The sequence below is a fragment of the Haematomicrobium sanguinis DSM 21259 genome (assembly GCF_000688395.1).
GTDB lineage: Bacteria > Actinomycetota > Actinomycetes > Actinomycetales > Micrococcaceae > Haematomicrobium > Haematomicrobium sanguinis.
This window is the reverse complement of record NZ_JIAG01000014.1, coordinates 17,056-35,105: the sequence shown is the minus strand read 5'-3', so window position 1 is coordinate 35,105 and position 18,050 is coordinate 17,056. Positions and strand designations below refer to the sequence as shown.

17 protein-coding genes, 1 tRNA gene and 1 pseudogene are annotated in these 18,050 nt (G+C 60.3%); 9 read left to right on the top strand and 10 right to left on the bottom strand.

Going from position 1 to position 18,050, the window contains the following annotated elements; genetic code table 11:
• Positions 1–48 precede the first annotated feature (48 nt).
• The 6 genes from O148_RS16390 to O148_RS0112075 all read left to right on the top strand — a co-directional run bounded on the left by O148_RS16390 (position 49) and on the right by O148_RS0112075 (position 6,078).
• Complete coding sequence (locus tag O148_RS16390; RefSeq protein WP_035746029.1) at positions 49–624, top strand: TIGR03086 family metal-binding protein; 576 nt, start codon at positions 49–51, stop codon at positions 622–624.
• Complete coding sequence (locus tag O148_RS0112095) at positions 621–1,748, top strand: epoxide hydrolase family protein (RefSeq protein ID WP_035746043.1); 1,128 nt, start codon at positions 621–623, stop codon at positions 1,746–1,748. The genes O148_RS16390 and O148_RS0112095 overlap by 4 nt, the downstream gene beginning before the upstream one ends.
• A 45-nt stretch (positions 1,749–1,793) precedes the next feature.
• Positions 1,794–2,552 carry a hypothetical protein gene (locus tag O148_RS0112090; protein WP_035746027.1) on the top strand — a complete coding sequence of 253 codons (759 nt, stop codon included), beginning with the start codon at positions 1,794–1,796 and terminating at the stop codon, positions 2,550–2,552.
• A 138-nt stretch (positions 2,553–2,690) separates the two neighbouring features.
• Positions 2,691–3,371, top strand: a complete 681-nt coding sequence (locus tag O148_RS0112085) for a hypothetical protein (RefSeq protein ID WP_026531131.1) — start codon at positions 2,691–2,693, stop codon at positions 3,369–3,371.
• Positions 3,368–5,446, top strand: coding sequence for a YhgE/Pip domain-containing protein (locus O148_RS0112080; protein ID WP_026531130.1), 2,079 nt, complete (start codon positions 3,368–3,370; stop codon positions 5,444–5,446). The genes O148_RS0112085 and O148_RS0112080 overlap by 4 nt, the downstream gene beginning before the upstream one ends.
• Positions 5,443–6,078, top strand: coding sequence for a TetR/AcrR family transcriptional regulator (locus O148_RS0112075; RefSeq protein ID WP_026531129.1), 636 nt, complete (start codon positions 5,443–5,445; stop codon positions 6,076–6,078). The genes O148_RS0112080 and O148_RS0112075 overlap by 4 nt, the downstream gene beginning before the upstream one ends.
• Here O148_RS0112075 and O148_RS0112070 read toward each other — a convergent pair.
• The 3 genes from O148_RS0112070 to upp all read right to left on the bottom strand — a co-directional run bounded on the left by O148_RS0112070 (position 6,075) and on the right by upp (position 8,824).
• Complete coding sequence (locus O148_RS0112070; RefSeq protein WP_205618191.1) at positions 6,075–6,593, bottom strand: SixA phosphatase family protein; 519 nt, start codon at positions 6,591–6,593, stop codon at positions 6,075–6,077. The genes O148_RS0112075 and O148_RS0112070 overlap by 4 nt on opposite strands.
• Before the next feature lie 227 nt (positions 6,594–6,820).
• Entirely contained in the window at positions 6,821–7,648 is an 828-nt protein-coding gene (locus tag O148_RS0112065; protein ID WP_026531127.1) for a winged helix-turn-helix domain-containing protein, read from the bottom strand.
• Positions 7,649–8,188: 540 nt separating this feature from the next.
• The gene (upp, locus tag O148_RS0112060; RefSeq protein ID WP_026531126.1) at positions 8,189–8,824 is read right to left on the bottom strand and encodes a uracil phosphoribosyltransferase; all 636 of its coding nucleotides are present in this window, start codon (positions 8,822–8,824) and stop codon (positions 8,189–8,191) included.
• Between the two features lie 68 nt (positions 8,825–8,892).
• Here upp and O148_RS0112055 point away from each other — a divergent pair, with 68 nt between their 5' ends.
• Positions 8,893–9,324, top strand: coding sequence for a nucleoside deaminase (locus O148_RS0112055; RefSeq protein ID WP_051620175.1), 432 nt, complete (start codon positions 8,893–8,895; stop codon positions 9,322–9,324).
• Between the two features lie 52 nt (positions 9,325–9,376).
• Positions 9,377–9,466, top strand: a tRNA-Ser gene (locus tag O148_RS0112050).
• Positions 9,467–10,148: 682 nt separating this feature from the next.
• On the opposite strand, the pseudogene O148_RS18275 reads toward O148_RS0112050, so the two are convergent.
• Positions 10,149–10,670, bottom strand: a pseudogene (locus O148_RS18275) (recombinase family protein); the annotation flags it as partial.
• Between the two features lie 3 nt (positions 10,671–10,673).
• Positions 10,674–11,105 (bottom strand): recombinase family protein, encoded by a 432-nt coding sequence (locus O148_RS17195; protein ID WP_084157291.1) that lies wholly within the window; start codon positions 11,103–11,105, stop codon positions 10,674–10,676.
• 503 nt (positions 11,106–11,608) lie between these two features.
• Between O148_RS17195 and O148_RS0112035 the strand changes: the two genes are divergently transcribed.
• Positions 11,609–12,751 carry an AbiH family protein gene (locus O148_RS0112035; protein ID WP_026531122.1) on the top strand — a complete coding sequence of 381 codons (1,143 nt, stop codon included), beginning with the start codon at positions 11,609–11,611 and terminating at the stop codon, positions 12,749–12,751.
• Positions 12,752–12,894: 143 nt separating this feature from the next.
• Here the strand turns inward: O148_RS0112035 and O148_RS0112030 are convergent, their stop codons facing one another.
• The 5 genes from O148_RS0112030 to O148_RS17920 all read right to left on the bottom strand — a co-directional run bounded on the left by O148_RS0112030 (position 12,895) and on the right by O148_RS17920 (position 18,021).
• Positions 12,895–13,128 (bottom strand): hypothetical protein, encoded by a 234-nt coding sequence (locus tag O148_RS0112030; RefSeq protein WP_026531121.1) that lies wholly within the window; start codon positions 13,126–13,128, stop codon positions 12,895–12,897.
• A gap of 75 nt (positions 13,129–13,203) precedes the next feature.
• Positions 13,204–14,472, bottom strand: a complete 1,269-nt coding sequence (locus tag O148_RS0112025) for an SAM-dependent methyltransferase (protein WP_026531120.1) — start codon at positions 14,470–14,472, stop codon at positions 13,204–13,206.
• Positions 14,469–15,740, bottom strand: a complete 1,272-nt coding sequence (locus O148_RS0112020) for an SAM-dependent methyltransferase (RefSeq protein ID WP_026531119.1) — start codon at positions 15,738–15,740, stop codon at positions 14,469–14,471. The genes O148_RS0112025 and O148_RS0112020 overlap by 4 nt, the downstream gene beginning before the upstream one ends.
• Positions 15,737–16,525 carry a DUF1365 domain-containing protein gene (locus O148_RS0112015; RefSeq protein ID WP_026531118.1) on the bottom strand — a complete coding sequence of 263 codons (789 nt, stop codon included), beginning with the start codon at positions 16,523–16,525 and terminating at the stop codon, positions 15,737–15,739. The genes O148_RS0112020 and O148_RS0112015 overlap by 4 nt, the downstream gene beginning before the upstream one ends.
• Complete coding sequence (locus O148_RS17920) at positions 16,522–18,021, bottom strand: NAD(P)/FAD-dependent oxidoreductase (RefSeq protein WP_075204361.1); 1,500 nt, start codon at positions 18,019–18,021, stop codon at positions 16,522–16,524. The genes O148_RS0112015 and O148_RS17920 overlap by 4 nt, the downstream gene beginning before the upstream one ends.
• Positions 18,022–18,050: the final 29 nt, after the last annotated feature.

Genomic DNA, 18,050 nt, shown 5'->3' with positions numbered 1-18,050 from the left:
ACGAAACGTTCCGTTTTAAAAACTATCGTTCGCCATCAAGGAGTTCCTATGCAATTCCCCACCCTTTCAGCCGCTCTCGCTGCACTTGACCAGGTGACCTCGCAGATCCGCACCGGACAGCTCTCACTCCCCACGCCGTGCCCCGAGTGGAACGTTGCACAGGTGCTCATGCACGCGGCAGGAGATCAGCATGCCTGGGCCGCATCCGTCGGATCTGGAACCCCTCCCACGTACAACCCGTTTGAGCCGCCAACAGTTGGTATCCAAGAAGTAGGCGACGCAGTCAACACCGCTACAGAGGCCGCTCGGACTTCTTGGACCGAGATTGCCGAAGGCTCCGATACCCTTAATACTCCGCTCCCACCTGTCCCAGAGTTGAGCCCCGAGCTCGCAGCGGGGGCGGCAGCTCTGGACGCCGCCGTTCACGCCTGGGATGTGGCAATCGCAACAGGTCAGCCATCCCCCTTGACTGACGAACTCGCCGAGCAGCTGCGTCCCGCCGCCGAGGCTACTGTGGAATCGTTGCGCGGCTTTGCCTACGGGCCGGCGTTGGAGCCGGACCAGGACGACGGGGCCGCCGATTCGCTCTTGCGCTACCTGGGGAGAACCCCACAGTGGGCATGAACTCCGCTATTACGCCTTTTGAAGTCCGCCTTCCCGATGCCGTACTAGAGGATGTCAGGAGTCGCCTCGCCGGGACAAAATGGCCTGAGGTTCCCGAGACGGCTGACTGGAAATACGGGGTGCCACTGGACTACGTGAAACGACTCCGCGATGCATGGCTCAACGACTTTGACTGGCGTGCTAAGGAAGCGAAACTCAACGCGCTCCCCCAGTTTCTGACCACCATCGATGACCAGCCAATTCACTTCATCCATGTTCGCTCCGCAGAGCCCAGCGCTACTCCCCTCTTGCTGACCCACGGTTGGCCGATGTCCGTTTTTGAATATCTGGACCTCATCGGTCCGCTTACCGATCCCGTGGCACACGGCGGGTCAGCCACCGATGCATACCATGTGGTGCTCCCCTCAGTACCGGGCATTGGTTTTGCTGGTGCAACCACGTCAGAAGGTTGGACCACAACGCGAATAGCCGAAACACTGCTCGAACTTATGACCCGCCTGGGCTACGAGAGGTTTGGGGCGCACGGAAACGATCTCGGTTCTGACGTCTCCATAGCCCTCGGCAGGATCGCCCCGCACCGGGTGATCGGCGCTCACGTCACGCAAGTTTTTTCTTTTCCCGGTGGGGATCCCGCCGAGTTTCACGATTTAAGCACTGAAGACCAGGCGGCCGTGGAATTTCTGCAGGGATTCACCTCTGGCGGCGGGCTCGCATTCAATGCGTACCAATCGGCTCAGCCGCAAACGCTCAGTTTTGCACTGCAGGACTCCCCTACGGGCTGGCTGGCGTGGACCGCACAGCTCTTTCGCGACGAAGTGCCTGACGACTATGTCATAACCAACGCAGCTACTTACTGGCTCACTGGGACCGTCGCGAGTTCGGTGCGCAGATACTTTGACGACGCGCACGCCGAGCCCACAACGCCAGGCCCTACTACCGTGCCGTTGGGGGTTGCGATCTTCCCCAACGATTTTCAATCCGTCCGAAGATTCGCCGACCGCGACCACGCCAATATTCAGCGCTGGACTCGAATGGACAAAGGCGGACACTTCGCGGCGCAACAAGCCCCCGACTTACTCCTGAAAGACTTGTGGCAGTTCTTCGCCAACCTGCCGCGCCCCTAAATACCACGCGGTTTACTCGAGCGATCAAGTCACTAGAATCAAATCATGATCGTGGCAGCGGATGGCAATGAGTTCCAGCAGGTATTTCAGTGGGTGTCCGCCAACATGTGGGTGGTCTGGGCCTTTGGCGCCATGATTGCCGGTTCCATCGGTGGAGCGTTCAAAGCCATCTCTAAAGAGAACGAGAAGCGGCACGAACGCAAGATGGAGCGCATGCGCCTGCGTTATGGCCAAGCCGGCGCCACACCGAGCCCACATCCCCAACAAGCTCCCGCTCCTACCGCGCAGGATCGGCTCCGCCGCCAAACCACCGAGGCGCTGAAATCTCACAAGGCCGTCAATGACCGCTGGCTCGCCTATGAACTCGACGTCGCCAGACTCATCGATTACCCCGCCATGACCGACGTTCGGGAACCGCTCACCTCGGCGTACCTCAAGGCTAAGCGCAAGGCAGATCGACTCGCCCCGGAGAGCGCGGACGCCACGTTCACCCAAGACCAACTCCGCGAATACCAAGACGCCGTGGATGACTACCTCACCGCTTTCGATGCCGCCGAACGGGAAGCGATGCGCGTCAAGGACAACAACTTCACCCCCGCGGAACGGGACCGGCTCAAGAAAGCAAAACAGTTCGTCGCGATGTCCACGAACCAGGGCTCCACCGACAGCGAGCGTAAAACCGCCTACCAGCGCGCCCTCAAAGAACTCGACGGCGTGCTCCTACTTCCTGAAGCGGCCCGCGAAGCACTCGAACGCAAGGTGAACCTGGGGCTGAGCAGACAACAGCGCCCGGAAACCGCTTAACCCGCCGCACCCCGCCACCCACGGCACAACCATCCAAACCCTCTTGGGCCACCACAACGCACACCCCTCACCCCTCTTATTTGAACTGACCAGTCAGTTTAGATAACATGGCTACAGATCGGAAGATTGAGGACCCCCATGCTCACTGCCCACAACCTCTTTATTAAGGGGCGCCATACCGACCTGGTTCCGCCGACCAGCTTGGTTGCCCCCGGCAAGACGGTCACCCTAGTCCAAGCGGACGCGGCGCTGACCCGCACTGCCCTCGCGCTTGCGCTCACCGGCCGCATGAAGCCGACCTCCGGCACTGTCACCCATGACCACAGCGCCTCCCCTAAGGACCTGCGCATGCACACCGGCCTGATCGACGCCATTGACGTCAACGAGCCCGAATCTCACCTCAAGATTCTCGACCTTGTCAACGAGGACCTCGCCCTAATCCCGGGCAAGCGCCGCGCCAAACTCACCGCAACGCAATGGCTGAACGTCAACCATCTCCAGCACCTCGAAGACAACTGGATTGACCAAGTCAACGCGATAGACCGCATCACACTGCTCGCCAACCTTGCTCTCACCGATTACGCGGTCGATACCCTCGTCTTCGACACCCCGGACCGCCACACCCCCTACGCCGAGGAATGGCTCACCCCGCTGCAAGAATTCGCCGAGCGTGACACCGTTGTCGCCACAGTGCTCAACGTGCCCGCCAATTTTGACGGCCCCGTCTTCTACGTCGGCGACGCCTCGGCACCCGCAGAAGAGGCCACCCCAGAAACGTCAGAAACACCCGAGACCCCACAATCAGGTGATGCCCAGTGACCGTTTTCCAGCTTTTCCGCTCCGAGATCAAACGCATGACCTCGGGCATTTTGCCGCGCCTCACCATCCTGGCGCTGGCAATGGTTCCGATCCTCTACGGCGCGGTGTATCTCTACGCGAACTGGGACCCCTACGGCAACCTCAAGAACCTCGATGCCGCGCTCGTTGTGGAAGACAAGGGCGCAACCATGGCGGACGGCACTACCCTCGACGCCGGTGAAAACGTCGCCAAAAACCTCCAGGACACCAATACCTTTAACTGGATCCCGGTGGACAGCGAGCAGGCCGCCAATGACGGGGTGGAAAGTGGAAAATATTCCTTTGCCCTCATCATCCCGGAAGATTTCAGCGAGGCGCTTGCATCGCCGTCGGACTTTGATTCTTCCCGCCAGGCGATCCTTCAGGTGACCACCAATGATGCCAATAACTACCTGCTGAGCTCCATTGTGGACAAGCTGACCACCGAGGTGCACAACTCGGTGGCGAAGGAGGTCGGCGAGGAGACGGCGAACAAGCTGCTCACCGGGTTCGGCCAGATTCACGCACAGATCGTCAAGGCGGCGGACGGCGCGGACCAGCTCGCCAACGGCACCAGCCAGGCGCGTGATGGCGCCAACCAGTTGCGTGACGGCATCGGCCAACTCGCCGACGGCTCGCAGCGCCTCGTCGACGGGCAGGTGCAACTCGTGGACGGCGCAAACCGACTGCGCGATGGCACCGGGCAGCTCACCGACGGCGCAAACCAGCTCAATAGCGGGCTCGGCGAACTCAAGAACAAGACCGCCGCGCTCCCCGAGCAGACCGCCAAGCTCGCCGATGGCGCGCAGCAGGTGGCGGACGGAAATCGCCAGCTCGCCGATAAAATTACGACGGCGGTCCAAGACTTACGCGCGACCGAGGACTCGGTGCGCAAGGCAGTGGAGGATCGGACAGCGCAACTTGTGGACGCCGGAATCCTCACGCAGGCACAGGCCGATCAGATCCTCGCCGACCTCGACTCCGCCGCAAATTCCAGTGCGGTCAAGGACGCGCAGGCGCAGGTTGACGGCGCGGTCAGCCAGGTCAATAAGCTCGCCGATGGCGCGCAGCAGGTGGCGGACGGCAATCGGCAACTCGCCGACAACATGCCCGCGCTCGTCGGCGGGATTTCGCAGGCATCCGATGGTGCCGCTCAGCTCGCCAGCGGTGCAGCTGAACTGAATAGCGGTGCCGGCACCTTGGCCGCGGGGCAGCAAAGCGCGTACGACGGCGCGGTGCAGCTACGCGATGGCCTCACCACCGCGCGGGACGGCTCGAGCGCCCTAGCGGACGGAGTCGGGAAAGTGGATGACGGCGCGCACGAGCTTGCCTCTCAATTGCGCAAGGGTGCTGGCACCGTCCCGAATCCTACCGATGACCAGCGTCAAGATGCGGCGCGAGTCATTTCCGATCCGGTCAAGGTGGAAGATCTGAAACAGACCCAGGCGAACAGCTATGGGGCCGGTTTGGCGCCGTTCTTCTTGTCGCTGGCCCTCTGGATTGGCGTGTTTATGCTGATTCAAGCGATGCGTCCCATTACCAAGCGGGCGCTCGCCTCCAATGCGCGGTCGTGGAAAATCGCGGTGGGCGGATGGTTGCCGTTCCTGGCGATCGCGGCGCTGCAGGCAACGCTGCTGTTTGCGGTGGTGCAGTTTGGTTTGGGCTTGGACACCGCTTATCCGTGGCTGACCTGGCTGTTGATGCTACTGGCGGCGATGGCATTTACCGCGATCATTCAGGGCGTGGTGGCGCTTTTGGGGACGGTGGGCAAGTTCGTCGTGCTGATCCTGTTGGTGATGCAGTTGGTTTCGGCCGGCGGCACCTTCCCGTGGCAGACCATTCCTGAGCCTTTGCAGATTGCGCATCAGATCTTGCCATTGGGCTATGTGGTGACGGGTATGCGGCAGTTGATTTACGGTGGCGAGCTGTCCCAAGTGGTGCCCGTGGTTGCCGCGCTGTTCTTCTACACCGCGATCGGGCTGCTGCTTTCCACCTTGGCCGCGCGCAAACACAAGCTCTGGACGCTCAAGACCCTGCAACCGGAGATCGCGGTATGAACTACGTTGAGCCCAGTGCGCCGGCACCGACCCGCCGACCGGGGCGGACCACCGCCACCCGCAAGAAACTCTTCGACGCCTCGATGCTGCTCATCGGCGAGCGCGGTCCCGCGCACGTGACCGTGGATGAGATCGCGGCGGCGGCCGGAGTATCCAAAGGCACGGTGTATTACAACTTCGGTAGCAAATCCGATCTGGTGGCGCAGTTACTGGAATACGGCGTGGATCTGTTGGAAGAGCGCCTGGTGCCAGACGATTCCGTGCCACCGCTAGAAGCGTTGAAGGTGACGCTGGGGTACACGCTCGACTTCTTCCAGGAGTACCCCTCCTTCTCGCAACTCATCATCAGCGAGTTGTGGCGTTCGCCCAGCGAATGGCACTCGACCTTGGCGCTGTTGCGCGAGCGCCTGTTCTCGATTGCGGGTCAGGCGATTCGCCGCGCGGTCGAGGGGCATGAGGTCGAAACCGACATCGATGAGCAGGCCCTGGTCGGTCTCATGATGGGATCTGCGTTGGTGTTGGCCCTGGACCGGCAGGTCTTTCATCCGGAACGCTCGCGGGATGAAGCCATTCGTGTGCTGATGCTGCCGTTGCGCGGCTACGTGCGGGACGTGGATGTATTGACGCTTTAGCGCGGGACAAAGAAATTCGTGACGTCAGCGTCCCTGCCGTCAAGTTCCGCCCAGGGTTTCGTGACGTTCATGACCGTCAGAGCGGCGGTCGGATAGTGTCCTGCGAGATCCAGCACGGAGTCCTCATCGGATTGTGCGCTGGCGAGGCGCATCGCTGCGTCCTGGACACCGGGCATGTGGGTGACAACCAGTAGCGATCGCACAGTCTCGGGAACGTGATTGATGTGGACGATAATTTCCGTCCCGGTGGCGCCGTAAAGACCGTCCTCCAATTTGGCCGTCGGCGCAAGCTCCCCCAGTTCCTGGGAAACCCACGTGGTGGTTTGCCGGGTGCGCAGGGCACTCGAGGTCAGGATGTAGTCCGGAACCGTATTGTTTTCCAGCATCCAGCGGCCCACCTCGGGCGCTTGCTCGTGGCCGCGCTCGGCAAGCGGGCGGTCAAAGTCGTCAACATCCGGGGGCCATGCCGCCTTGGCGTGCCGCATGAGCATCAGAGTCTTGACGTTGCCCTTCATGCGTTCAGTCTAGTCAATGGCGGCGCGGGCAATGCTGGGACGCTACTGGGGCGCTAAGTAATTGCAGCGCAACGGGCGCCTGCGCCGTGGCGCGCCCCAAGAATGCGGGCCCAATTTAGCAGGCCCAATTTAACGGTGCAGGCCCATATATGGGCCTGCACCGTTAAATTGGGCCTGCCAAGTGATGGAAGCAGCGCTCGCCGCTCCCGCTCTAACCGTGGGGAAAACTAAATCGAGTACTCTGGCGCGGACCAGATGACAACTTCGGGGTGCTCGTAGAAGCGGTAACCCTGGCCGCGCACGGTGCGCACTGTGTTGGCGAGCCGGCCAAGCTTGGAGCGCAGTCGGCGAATATGCACGTCAATGGTGCGCTCATTCGGCACTTCGCCCGATCCACTCCACAGCGAATCCAACAGTTCGTCACGAGTGACCGTGCGGGTCCCGTTGTCGACCAAGAAGCTCAAAAGTTCGAACTCCTTGTAGGTCAGGTTGAGGCTCTCCCCGTCCAGGTGGACCTCGCGGCGCGGCAAATCAATCAACACGCCATTGGGTCGTGGCGCGCTCTCCTGGTTGATCGCGGAATCAATGCGTTGCGCCCGGGCGGCGGTGGGATCCCCCAGCGCGCGGCGCACCACTTCGAGGTCGGAGCCGATCGCCGTGGAGGGTGCGATCGCTACCGCCGCGTGACTTTCGGCCTCGGGCACGAGAGTCTGCACAAATTTCCGCACCTCTTGAGCGAGCTTGGCGAGCGAGGTTCCGGCGTCGGCGGCGGTGTCCTCGTCAATGCCGACGTATAGAACAAAGCCACGCGCGATGGCATCGGCGTCGGGGCGAGCCACGTCCGCAGAGGAACTATTCGCTGGGCCCAATCGCGGCGCAGTCGCCGCCACCGGAACGGGCGCAAAACGTTGTTGCGGCGAATAGGCGTAGGGAGAACCCGGTGCGACACCAGGGTTGCCGTAACCGTAGTGGGACGGTCCCGCTTGACGTACAGCGCGGGAGCGGTTTTGAGCGTTGCGTACAGAGATGTGGACGTAGCCGGAAGAAGTGCTCATGGTGAAACCTCGTAAACGTTGAGAAACCGAAATCATCGGCTCGAATGCAGGGGTGGTGTCCGAGACGAGACGGGCGAACCCGCCGTTGGGCTCGAATGATGAATAGAGAACTAGAGCTGGGGTAGTGCTTTAGCTATGCATTCGACAACGACAGCACATCGACTCACGGGCAACGTCCGCAGGCTTGATGGCCTGCGGGGCTCGCGACGTCATGGATGTGGGTTCGATGTTCACATAAAGAATTATTGCACCCGACGCAGGTCCAGCGGCAATCATTCTCGGGGAAAAATGTCCGTATGCTGAGAAATCGCTTGATTTTGTGATCCGCTTCACAATCGAATTTTTGAGCCAGAACCCAGCCAGTAACGCCATCCGCCTCGAAGATTAGCCCTCATTACCTGGTTACACCGAAGATAATTCGATTGTTTCCAAGTGTGAATCGAATCTGAACTTAAGCTTCGTCACGCCAGAAAATATTTGTCCACATAATGAGACGGTCGCGCGACCGGCAAAACCTACTCTCCAGTAATCCAAAGCGCCCTAGCCGACTACCCCGTAGAGCCGATCTCCGGCGTCGCCCAGACCCGGAACAATGTACGCCTTGTCATTGAGTTTCTCGTCAATCGACGCCAAAACAATATTCACGTTCGCGTCCGCCAGCTCTTCCTCAAGCACCTTCAGCCCCTCGGGTGCGGCCAGGAGGCAAATGCAAGTCACTTCGGTAGCTCCGCGCTTGAACAGGAACTTGATTGCCTCGCGCAGCGTTCCGCCGGTCGCGAGCATGGGGTCCAGCACGTACACCTGACGCCCCGTCAGGTCATCCGGCAACCGCTCCGCATAGGTAATAACGTCCAGGGTCTCCTCGTTGCGCGCCATCCCCAAGAATCCGACTTCGGCAGTCGGCAAGAGTTTGACCATACCCTCGAGCATGCCGAGCCCAGCGCGCAGAATCGGCACCACGAGCGGCGTCGGCTTCGTGAGACCAGTGCCGGTAGTAGTCGCGACCGGAGTCTCAATCCCAACCGGCTCTACCCGCACCGTGCGCGTTGCCTCATAGGCGAGCAAAGTCACGAGTTCCTCGGTGAGCAACCGAAACACCGGAGACGGCGTGGTCTTCTCCCGTAAAACGGTGAGTTTGTGGGCAACAAGGGGGTGGTCGACAACCTGTACGCGCATAGGTCTAAACGTACCATTGAGGGGTGGACAAAGGGATCGCACTTCAGAAGGCGCAGTTCTATGACTGGATGGGCCTCGCGCTCTCCCAAGCCCGCGCGGCACTGGACACGCGCGATGTGCCGATTGGCGCCGTCGTTCTTAACGCCGAAGGCGTAGTGATTGGCGCCGGGCGCAATGAAAGGGAGCACGACGGCGATCCCACCGCACACGCGGAAATGCTGGCTATCCGGCGGGCCGCCAAGGAGGTGCCGGGGTGGCGGCTTGACGGGTGCACGCTGGTGGTCACGCTGGAGCCGTGCGCGATGTGCGCGGGCGCGATTTCGCTCGCGCGGATTCCGCGGGTGGTGTTTGGCGCGTGGGACGCGAAGGCGGGGGCGGCCGGATCGGTGCTGGAGGTGCTGCGCGAGACGCGGCTCAACCATTGGGTCGAGGTGTTTGGCGGGGTGCGCGAGGCCGAATGCGCTGAGTTGCTCCGCGATTTCTTTGCGAATCATCGCTAGCCACCTGGTTTCGGTGGCACGGGGCGTTTACGGTAAAGTAGTGGAGTTGTTTGGTGACGTGTCCGAGCGGCCGAAGGTGCAACACTCGAAATGTTGTTTGGTGTAACAGCCAACGTGGGTTCAAATCCCACCGTCACCGCCAGTAGATACAGATTGGAACCCCCGGCAAGCGAAAGCTTGTCGGGGGTTTTTCCGTTGTCCTCCGCGGTTGGCTGGCTGGTTCGCCTGCGTCTGGCCTTGTCCCGCGCGTTCAGGGCCTGGCGGGCTTCCTGGGCCACGGCCACGAATGCGGCCAGGACGTCGGCGTGCGCGGGCACGAGGGTTACTTCGTGGCCCTGACCTGGTTCGTCACTTTCCGAGTCAATGTATATCGCCCTGAACTGGGCGCGGTTGAGATCACCCTTGGCCCTGTCACCGATTGATCGGTGGAGCTTGTGAGCTTTACGCGCGAGCTTGAGCAAGATGCCGATGCGCTCTTTCGTGATGTCGCCGTGGACTGCTGCATTCCTGACGAGTCGTTCGGCGTCAGCGATCTCCGTCTGAAGCTGCTCCTGTCGTGGCTTCAAGTCTTCGGGTTGCACGATGCCGTCGAGATAAGCATCACTGAGCCGCCGCTTCTTGCGCGTCAGCGTGACGAGTCGGCTCTGCTGCACGGCAACCAGCTCTCTGCTGTCATTAAGTTCCAGTGCAACCAACTCGTCAATCGTCTCTTCAATGTGCGCAAGCTCGGCTTCGCTGTAGTGCTGCGAGGCCCAGAGATGGTCAACGGCATTTTCGACTTCGTGCTGCTGGATGTACGGCAGATCGCAGACACTCCGGCCGGTGTGCCGGTTGAGGCAGAAAAAGTATGCGTAGGTGCCACCACGACCATTTGCGTAGCCGAACCCCATCCGGCGCTTGCAGCGGTTGCACTTCACGGTTCCCTTGAGGAAGTGCGAATGCTTCCATGACCGGTCGCCGGCGATGCGCCTCCCTGCGAGCACACTCTGGACTTCGTTCCATGTTTCGTCGCTAATCAACGGCTCATGCGCACCGTCGTAGAAGACATCCCGGTGTTTGATGCACCCGGTGTAGTACGGATTCGACAGCAGCCGATGCGCCTGGGCGTTGCTAAGTGCGCTGCCGACATACCGCGTCGTCTTACGGCTCCGGAGACCACGCTCCTCGAGCAGATCGCGCAGGTCAGAGATGCCGACCTGACCACGCGCATACGTCTCGAGCGCCCGCTTGATGTGCGGTGCCCGCTCCGGGTCGAGCGAAACGCTCTTTATCTCGCGACCTTCGATGCGACTCAGCGTGTTGGCATAGACGATCGAAGCGACGCCGTGGGCGCCGCCGTTCTTCACTTTCTAGCCAATACCCTTCTTGGCCTCATGGCTCAGGTTGGACGAGTAGTACTCTGCCATGCCTGCCATGACGGCGTGCTGGAACTTGCCGGATGGCGTGTCGTCGATGTTCTCCATGACAGAGACGAGCGCAGCTCCCGCGCTCTTGATCTTGAGGTGAATGAACGCATCATCCATCCGGTCACGCGCAAGCCGGTCAATCTTGTGCACGATGACGTAGTCGGCGCCCTGCTGGCCGAGGTAGCCGAACATCGCCTGCAGTCCGTCACGATCTGCCGAACGCGCTGATGCACCTGCATCCACGAACTCTTCAATAACTGTCGCACCGTGTTCTTCGGCTTTGCGCCGACAGGCTTCACGCTGCGCCGGGATTGAGTAGCCTTCTGCCTCGCCATTCTCGTTCGCTTGGCGTGAGGTAGAGACGCGAAGATAGATAACCGCGCGAGATTAGGTGGTTGATGTTGTTCGCGTAGCGGCTTCGGGCTGAGGATAGATCGCCATATCTATTACTCCTTTCTGCCGCTCTAACGCCCCGGTTCGGCGCGGTTTTCTCTCGAGTGGCCCCGCGAGGATAGCTCGATTGACGGAAGGAGAAAATATTCCGTTCGGCATGATGTGTATTCCGCAACAACGTGTCCCTGGTTTGGCGAAATTCTCGTTTCGAAAAGGTCTGCGGATTCGGTCACCGAGGGATACGCACACTCTTCCAGCCCACGCTGCACCTGCAATCCGGCTCGGTCTGCTGCGAAAGCAGCAGGACCCCCATCCCAGTTCGGGCGAAGTGGCGTAGAAATCCGGGGACGGTGGCGTGTGGTCGGCAAAGTGAACGGAAGAGCGAGGCGAACACCGGGCGGAACACCGTACGATCCTGGGGTTTTCAAACTGTCGTGTATGGGTAATAATACGAATACATAAAATTTTAGAAGCGAGAATGCAATATGAGCCACAGAGACCTGATGTTATCTGGATTCACGTCACCGGTTAAGCAGCGGAATATAGTTTCCTTTGTTGGCAATGGGTTCGATTTGCAAGCCATGTACAACTATGGTGCCAAAACCAATACGCGCTACGAGAGCTTTTTCCACTTCTTGAAGCTGCGCTCATTCAATACTGAAAACCTCATCTATCGTGAGATGGAAAGGCTGAATCAGGATGGCAAAGAAGACTGGAGCGACGTAGAGGCGATAGTCGAGGGTCTATTCCGTAGAGATCGCTCCGCGACTGCCAGGTTGGTTGTCAATCTTCGCGAAATGCAACAATTTTTTGCAGAATTTTTGGATTTCGCCGTTCCAAGTGCACTACTTGTCCAGCTTGGGGAACACTCGATGAACGAGAAGCTCGCACTGGCATCTTTGCAGGGCTTTCTAAAAGACTTATCGGACGATAGCTACCGACAGTTGACGTTTCCAACACGCTGTGACAATTTCGATGCTTACAATTTCGTTTTCTTCAACTTTAACTATACATCCATATTTGATAATTATATCTACCTCGATCAGCAGCAGTTCGACTCAATGCCGCACCTCACTGTAGATCGAAATTTCTCTTTTGAAGGTAATCCGGGTCAAGTTTCGAAAGCACGAATACGCCCAGGGGATGTCTTCTCTTCATACGTGATGACGGAGATTGTCCACCCTCACGGGGCGCAGGGTATTCCGCGTTCTTTGCTGTTTGGCATTGATACGCCAAAAGCAGTTACCGGTAATCGAGATCAGGCATTGCGTTTAGCGAAGCCCTTCTGGGCGCAGAACCAGATACGGTACGGGCACCTGTTCAATGATACAGAGCTGTTTATCATTTTTGGATGCTCTCTGGGTGAGTCCGACCGCTGGTGGTGGAGTAAGATAGCCGAATCGCTATCTCACGCGATGAGCTATGCCGGTAGTGATGATTCATTCCAAGCAGAATTGATCATCTATTGGTACGACCCAGCGTCTCGATCCTCAACCGAAGACATACGGAACGCTTTCATCGAGAATGCCGGGTTTACTGAGCGCCGAGCTGAAATTGAAGCCCAGATACATGTGATTATTTTCAACGCAAACACCGAACGTGTTTGGCTAAATACTCCTACAATTTGACTCAGACTGATTTGCGTTCATTCCATTGCGTGTTTCACAACGGAAGGTCCTTCCAGTTGGCTGTGTTCCAACGAGACCTCACTGTGGCCGCCATACACAACGCCCCGCAATCCCAGCGATTGCGGGGCGTTCGTGCTATCTAACTATTCGCCGTTGCGAACCCGCCGCTGGATGTGCTGAGCCCAAAAGATCGCCACGAGGGAGACGACGATCTCCAGCCCGATCAAGAGGATCCCGAGCAGGACTTGGCCATAGACAAAGCACAACACCGCGCCCACAATGAGCACCGCACCGATGACGCCCTGAATGATGAATGCTTTGGACATCGCGCGTTGCTTGGCGGTATGCGCGGACGGCTCGTTCATATTGTTGGTCACAATGTCCCCTCTTGAATTTGCTCGGGTTCCTCGAATGGATGTACTACAACCAGCCTAGCCCGACACTCGCCGTGATTACCGCTGCATCAAGATCTGATCCACGCCCATCCGCCCCTGCTCAAAACTGAGCTGACCGCCGGCCAGGTACAGTTCCCAGACCCGGACGACTTCCTCGCCCATCATGTCCAGAGCAGCCTCGCGGTTGCGCGCAAAGTTCTCCCGCCATTCCTCGACGGTCCGCACGTAGTCGGTGCGCAGCGACTGCACGCCGATGACCTCCAAGCCGCCGCGCTCAAAAAACTCCACGGTCTCCCCCAACGGGCGCATATACATGTCCGGCGCGATAAAGGACTCGATAAACGGCCCACCGCCCGGGTACTTTCCGCGCCGCGACATCTGTTGCACCAGCGCGCGCCCACCGGGGGCAAGGTTGGAGCGAATTGCCTCGACGTAGCGCGGATAGTTTTTCTGACCGACGTGCTCGCCCATTTCCAAAGACACCACAGCGTCAAAAGGGCCGCCGGATATTTCGCGGTAATCCTGCAAGCGCAGTTCCACCAAATCAGACACGCCCCTCGACGCCGCCCGCTCAAATCCAAACGCCAATTGCTCCGCAGAAATCGTCACCCCGACCATCTCCACACCAAACTGCTCCGCCAGTTCAATCGAGAGCGACCCCCACCCGCACCCGATATCCAGCACGCGCATGCCGGGCCGCAAACCCAGCTTCGACCCCACCAACCGGCACTTATCGGCTTGCGCCTGCTCCAAATCACTAGCTCCAGCGCCCCAATACCCTGAGGAATACGCCATGCGCTCGTCCAAGATCAGCCCGTAAAAATCATTGGAGAGGTCATAGTGGTGGCTAATCGCATCCGAGTCCCGCCGCAACGAGTGCAGCCGCCCACCCAGCTTCGCTTGCGTCGCGGGCGCCGCGGGAGGGCGCAGCTCGCGCAACACCCCGGCATCCCGAGCCACACCCAATAACCGAGCGATCAGGGCCGGTGTCACCAGAACACCAACCGGCTGCCCCTCGTCACGGCGTGCCTGAACCCAATCCCACACATACCGCAACGCCGAGTACACATCCCCGGAAACACTGAGTTCGCCCATCACATAGGATTGCGCCAGCGAGAGTTCCCCAGGTGAAAACACCTGCCGCCGCACCACATTCGGCGAACGCAACGACACCACCGGCGCGCCCACATCACTAGAGGCACCCGCAACGCTACCGTCCCATGCCTCGATGGTGACCGGGCACTCGCCCCCGCCCACTGACTCAACGACCGAGGCGAGCTTACCTGCGATACCCGGCCCATCGCCGTCGTAATTCATGGAGTTCATGCGCGGCCGCCCTTGACCATCGCGAATTGCTGCACATCGAGGTAGCCGGATGCGAAGCCGGCGCGCGAATAGGCGAGGTAGAAATGCCACATGCGCCGGAAAGTTTCGTCGAATCCGAGCGCATCCACGCGCTCGCTCGCCCGGTTGAACGCCTCGTCCCAGAGCCGTAGCGTTTCCGCGTAATGTTGCCCGAACGCGAGTCGGTTTTCCACAATCAGCCCGTGCGCGCGGGCCTCGGCGCCGATCAGTTCGGAGGAGGGGATCATGCCGCCGGGAAAAATGTATTTGTGCACCCAGGTGTAGGAGTTGCGGGTCGCGAGCATGCGTTCGTGGCCGATCGTGATCGCTTGCAGGCCCACGCGGCCGCCGGGCACCAGCGAATCGGCGATGACGCGGAAGTATTCTGGCATGAATTCGAGCCCGACGGCTTCGATCATTTCGACCGAGAGTACGGCGTCGAATTGGCCGGTGATCTGCCGGTAATCCATGAGCTGGATGGTGACTTGGCCGGACAGCCCGGCCTCGGCGACGCGCCGTTCGGCGAGTTCCTTTTGCTCCTCGGAGAGGGTCACGGAGAACACGGTGGCGCCCCGGGCGGCCGCGCGGAGGGCGAGTTCGCCCCAGCCGGTGCCGATTTCCAACACGCGCGACCCGGCGGTGACCTTGGCGGCGTCCAGCAGGCGGTCGATCTTGCGTTGTTGCGCGGCCTCCAAGGTGGCGTACGACGGCGCGTCAAGACTTTCAAACAGAGCGGAAGAGTAGGTGCGGGTCGGGTCGAGGAACGAGGCGAAGAGGTCGTTGGAAAGGTCGTAATGACGGGCAATGTTGCTTTTGGTGTTGGCGCTCTCATTGCGCTCCGACTTGGGGTGACGCGGGATGAGCAGGCTTCGGAGCGCTTGGAGGGGTTGCGGGATGAGCTTGGAAACTTGGGAGGCGAAAACGCCCATGACCGCGGCGAGATCCTCGGCGTCCCACTCGCGTGCCATGTAGGACTCGCCGAGGCCGATCAGGCCGCTCTGGGCGAGACGGGCGAAGAAGCGGTCCGGGTAGTGGATGGTCATGACCGGGTGGGTTGCGGTCTTATTGGTGGTGCCGTTATTGGGTTCTGGTGCGGTGCCGGGCATCTCGAGGGTGAGCGGCAGGCGGCGCACGGCGCTCAGGAAGAGTTTGCGTGCAATGGGTGCGCCGAGTTGGGCTCGAAGTCCGTCCGGGACGCGCGCGATGTCCGGCCAAATATCGGCGCTGACGTGGGCGGTTGTCGTGGTCACTGCGAGTCCTTTCGAGAGAGGCTGAGTTGGTTGGTCGGCGGCGCCGGTCGGTGCTGGACGGGGAGCCTGCGTAGCCACAGCTTGACACCTTGATAGTGGATTTGAGCGAGCACGCGCAAGGGGGCAAGCGGAATTGCTGTGAGCATCCGGGCAATGTTCCCTCCGGTAATGGCCAGGCGGTTTCCGGTCATCGTGGCGGTAAACGGCTTGGATTCTGGTCGGTGCAAAGTGATTGTCAGAGCCAGGTGCTTATCTGGTTTTGGCAGGGTCATCGTGTAGTGGCCATCGACCGGATGAAAGGGGGAAACGTAAAAGTCCTTGGTCGTTGCGGCGCGGTTTCTTGCGTCGGGGTGGAGGACGTAGGTGTGGCGTTCGCCGTAGGTGTTGTGGACTTCGGCGAGGACGCACTCGAGTTCGGACGGCGCCCCTTCAGGTGTATTGCGGAAGCACCAAAAGAAGGAGACCGGGTTGAACACCCACCCAAGGATTGCGGCGTTGGCAAGCATGTAGATGGGACCGTCGGCGGTGATGCCTTTGGCATTGAGGTGGGCGCGCACGTTGGCGGCGATGCTGTTAAGCGGGTTGCCGGGGGCGTCGCTCAGATGGTCCTTGCCGCGAAATTGCGCAAACGGCTTTGCCCACCAGGGCAGGCGAGGAAGGTGATCGAGATCGACAAACCATTGATAAGAACGGTACCGAAAGGAGTTGCCCATGGGCTCACGGCGAACGTGACGAATGTTGACCGCATACAGTGAGTTGGCCGCACCGATTGCGCTCGGCGTCATTCGGGCCACACTCCGCCGAGGTGCGTGGCCGCCCGCGCGCCTGCAAGCGCTCCGTCCTCATGGAAACCCCAGCCGTGGTAAGCGCCGGCAAAGGCAATGCGCGGCGAGTTGAGGTTCCTGAGCTCTGCTTGCGCGCGGAGCGATTCGGGGGTGTATTGCGGGTGCTCATAGGTCATCCGATCGATGACAGCTGCATCATCGATACTCTCTCCCAGGCCGAGACTGACCACGAACGGTTTGCCGCCGGGGTTCCCGAGTGATTGCAGTCGGCTGAGGTCATAGCTCACGAGTACATCTTCGGGCATTGCCCCGCAATCCGGTAGCAGGTAGTTCCACGACGCGCTCGCGTCCGGGTTGCTGGGCAGGACGCTCGCATCGCGGTGCAGGGCTGTTTCATTGACGGAATAAGGCATATCGCTGAGGATGCTTTTCGCGGGGTGGCCGTCTTCCAGCAGCGATGCCGCCTGGTCGGGGTGTGTCGCGATGACGACGGCGTCGAACTCCTCGGTGAGTGGGTCAGCGCCATATGGGGATGCCGGTGCCGCGCTGGCAAGGCGCGCGGCACCGACACGTTCTGGTGGGGTCAAGCGGTCCGCCACGGCTACGGGGGCGCTCGCTGTTGTGGCGACCAAGGTGGGAATCGAGGTGATGGCGACCTTAACGCCGTCGTCCTTAATGCTCTGAACCGGAGAACCCAGGCGGATATCCGCGATGCTCGCCGCTGCTTTGCGGACGTATTGCTCGGAGCCGCCGGTGACGGTGCGCCATTGCGGGGAGCCGCTGACGCTAAGCATGCCGTGGTGTTGCAGAAAGGTGAAGAGGTAGCGGGCCGGGTATTGCGCGGCGGTCGCGGCGTTGCAGGACCACACCGCCGAGATGAGCGGCGTCAGGAAGTGGCTGGTGAAATGCACCGAGAACCGGTGCTCGCGCAAAAAGTCGCCGAGCGTCGGTGATGCAGGGTCACGAAAAGTTGGCTCCTGCATGGCTCCTGCAGTGCTCTCAAGCAACCGGGTTGCCAGGCGGTGGAAACGCTTGATTTCCAGGAGCATTTTGAGGAAGCTCGGGCGCAGCAAGTTGCCGGCGCCGCGGGGGAAGATGCCGCGGAGTCCCTTGCCGCCGGCGTAACTGAGGCCGCAGCCCTGGCACGTGATGGACATTGACATGTCGGACGCTTGCGAGTCGACGCCGAGCTCGCGAAAAAAGCGGATCAGTGTTGGGTAAGTGCGTTCGTTGAAGACGATGAATCCGGAGTCCACGTTGGTGGTTTCGGAAATAGATTCTGGCGTGGTGCGGACGGTGTGCGTGTGCGCGTGACCGCCGAGCCGATCGTCCTTTTCAAAGAGCGTGACAGTGTTGGTTTTGCTGAGAATCCAGGCTGCAATGAGTCCGGAGATTCCGGAGCCGACAACGGCAATCCGGCGGGATGCGGCGGGCGGAGTGAGCTCCGGTGTGCTCGCGGTCTGGCTGTCCAACTGCGCTCCCTTGGCGATGTTCACGGCATGCGGATTCTGTGCACGTGTACAAA